Annotated in this window: 3 protein-coding genes; all 3 read left to right on the top strand. The window is 55.2% G+C overall.

Going from position 1 to position 2,869, the window contains the following annotated elements; translation table 11 throughout:
• Positions 1-1,667, top strand: a 1,667-nt coding sequence (locus F3J44_RS29325; RefSeq protein WP_205300266.1) for a hypothetical protein, incomplete at its 5' end; no start/stop codon positions are given.
• Between the two features lie 4 nt (positions 1,668-1,671).
• The gene (locus tag F3J44_RS29320) at positions 1,672-2,649 is read left to right on the top strand and encodes a DUF6708 domain-containing protein (protein ID WP_205300265.1); all 978 of its coding nucleotides are present in this window, start codon (positions 1,672-1,674) and stop codon (positions 2,647-2,649) included.
• On the top strand, positions 2,646-2,869 hold a 224-nt coding region (locus F3J44_RS29315), incomplete at its 3' end, for a toxin VasX (RefSeq protein WP_205300264.1). The genes F3J44_RS29320 and F3J44_RS29315, both read left to right, overlap by 4 nt.

Raw genomic sequence — 2,869 nt, 5'->3', positions numbered from 1 at the left:
CCTTGCTGATTCACCCCATGGGCCAACCCGTGCCCGGCACCGAAGAGCAAGACCTGCGCTTACAGCGCCTGGAACGCTGGCTGGACCAACACGACAGCCCGCTGTATGTAGCCCTGGCACCGTTCAACCCCTTGCGCGACAAGGCCGACGCCGTCGGCACCTTGCTCGGTGGCAGCGACAACGTGATCGAAGGCCTGGTCGGCCGATTCCCGGCCCTGGCCAACATCACCGACCTCACCGCCCAGTCCGTCACTACCGTGGTGCTCAAACGCATGCATGGGCGGGCCCGCTGGACGGCCAGCAACAGCCTGCGCCAGCAGGTGCTGGCGGCGGCCAGCGAGGCCAATGCCGAGAAGGCGCTGGGGCTGTTGGCGGCGCGGTATGCCGTCACCGATAGGCTGATCCGAGAAAGCCCTTTTAGCCAGGAGGTCGATAAGTACCTGAAAAGCGGGATGGCGCAGGTGGAGGAAATGAAGGCACTGCGCATCACGGGCAGCCGGACGGTGGCGCTGGAACTGACAACGACTGCGCGGGTAAAGCCAAAGTTGCTCGGGTTACTAACGTCAGGTACGGGAACAGGTTTGAATGTTGGGATGCTGTGGTTCAATGTCATTGCGCTAAAAGCGGCTTACAACAGTTTGCAGAAGAGCAATGCACCGGAATACACCCTGGGATTTGCTGCGTCGATCTTTGGTGTTATCGGCGCCGCGGCAGCAGCGCTAGTCGGCGCACGTGCGACACAAAAATTAGTTGCCCTCAAACTGAAGGGCGCCATGCCTGGAGTGGCTTTCGGGAATGGCCTCATTCAATTCCTGACAAGACCATTATTTGCTCGCGTTTCTGGATATCCTGCTATCCTTCTGGGTTTTTTTGCGGACATTCACAAGTTCAGAAGACAGACAATACAGGGTAACGCAGAGGCCGGAGAATACACTTTATACGGTGGTATTTCAGTCGGGCTAGGTGCGATATTGACCTTAGAAGGCAGTCTCGCAATCGCTGGCCCCACCGCGTTGATCCCTTTCGCGGGGTGGGGTGCAGCCGCCGTCGTAATACTTGGCGGCGCTTTGATCTCAGGCGGCCTGTACCTACAATACAAAGCTCACGAAAAACTACATAATCCAATAGAGCTGTGGGCTGCTAGGTGTGTCTTTGGCAATCGCGGGAATGATGGAGAGCCTCGACCCGATACACCCTTGGATTTCGAAAAGAAACTGCCTTTTTATGGAAATATCACTGAGGAGATCAGCGCGTGGTATGCCTCATATTACCTGCCTCGCCTTCTCTCTAGAGAAGAGGCAAAGAAACTCAACCTTGAAGCGCTGAGCAGTGGCCTAACACGGTCGTGGTCAGAACCCGATTGGAAAGCGACACTTCAGGGTGACATGCCTCGTTATACGAACACCCTTGAACTTACAATTTTATTACCGGGATTCATGATCGAGCACAGTGCCTGGCAGTTTACCGCCAGCACTTTTACCGGAGACATCACTTCAAGTGCCATTGTGATGACACCCGCTTGCTACCTAACACAAGACGGGCTGGCAATCAACTTCAAGCATAAAGACGCGAAGCATGTAAAGACAACATTAGAAATCACTTACCAACCCGGCACTGGTCCAGACAGCTACGCTACCTCTACAACTAAATTCTCACTTGGAGATTAACGCATTGGCAACGCTCTGGCTTTTTAACCCAAACAGCAGTTCCAATTACTCTCCACGCATTGAAAGCCAAGTTTCCGGCATCAGCCAGACAGTGCTGACTTTAAAAAACCCTTGGGTGACTGACTCGGTTTTCATGGCTAAGCTGTATACTGCCATGACACTATTTCTTGCAACTTTCATGTACCCAGAAGTACTGAGCGACTATCGCAGCGGGCTATATGTCGACTTGAGTATCATCATAACACTCTTGCTTTGCCCGTTGCTTTTCACTCCCTTTCTAGCTTACCGCATTTTCTACATCAAGAAACTATCCGCCATCTACCTGAACCGCACCACAAAAAAAATTTACTACAAGCGCATAGGAAAATTGTTCATCTTTGACTGGAACAACGTTAACGGAGGTATTTTCAAGCGCACTGAATTCGGTGGCTCATCTTTCAGCACGAGCTACGCCCTGGCATTCGGTCCCCGCCGAGCTGACGGCACTCTCCACCAAAAAGACTGCCTCTGGATCGACAGTAACGAACCCACCGAGCCAGACGTAAAATACGTCGCCGAAGTCTGGGAATACCTGCGCCATTTCATGGACCACGGCCCCAACAAACTCCCACCACCTGGCGAACCCAACTGGTGGCACATCCCCCTGCACGCCATCTGCCTGACCCCAGCCCAAGCCTGGCGCCACTACGCCCCTTGGCGAACCGGTGAACCCGGAGAACTACAGGGCAAGAAAAACTGGCAACTGCCTTTCTGGGCCATGCTTTTCCCCTACAACCTGTCCCTGGCTATCTGCTGGTACGTTATCTGCCGACTATTCAACATCCGGGAAGCCCCGCCGCCGCCTGAGGCCTTCGAAGTAACGCCTGCCCACCCCACCAAGAGGAAACACAAACACAAACCAGCGGCCCCGCGTGATGAATCGCCACGAGGTCTACTCCGCGAACCGCAAGTGCTGAATCAGAACAAGGAGAAACGGCAATGACTGAGGCCACCGTCAGCCGCGCCACCTCCGGCCCACCCTGCACCCCGCGGGTACCCATCCTGCCCCTGCGCTATGCCATCGTGCCTCGCACCGGCAATGCACCACCCTGCCGCTACAGTGCCTCGGGCTTCGCCCTGGAACAAGGCTTCCCCACGCTGCAGCACTGCGCCTACACCCTGCGTGCCTTGCGCCCTGGCTACGTCTACGTGTTCATGAAAGG

The sequence above is a fragment of the Pantoea sp. Tr-811 genome (assembly GCF_011752535.1).
In the GTDB taxonomy this organism is placed as follows: Bacteria; Pseudomonadota; Gammaproteobacteria; order Pseudomonadales; family Pseudomonadaceae; genus Aquipseudomonas.
The sequence above is the reverse complement of the archived record's forward strand: the minus strand, read 5'-3'. Positions and strand labels throughout refer to the sequence as shown.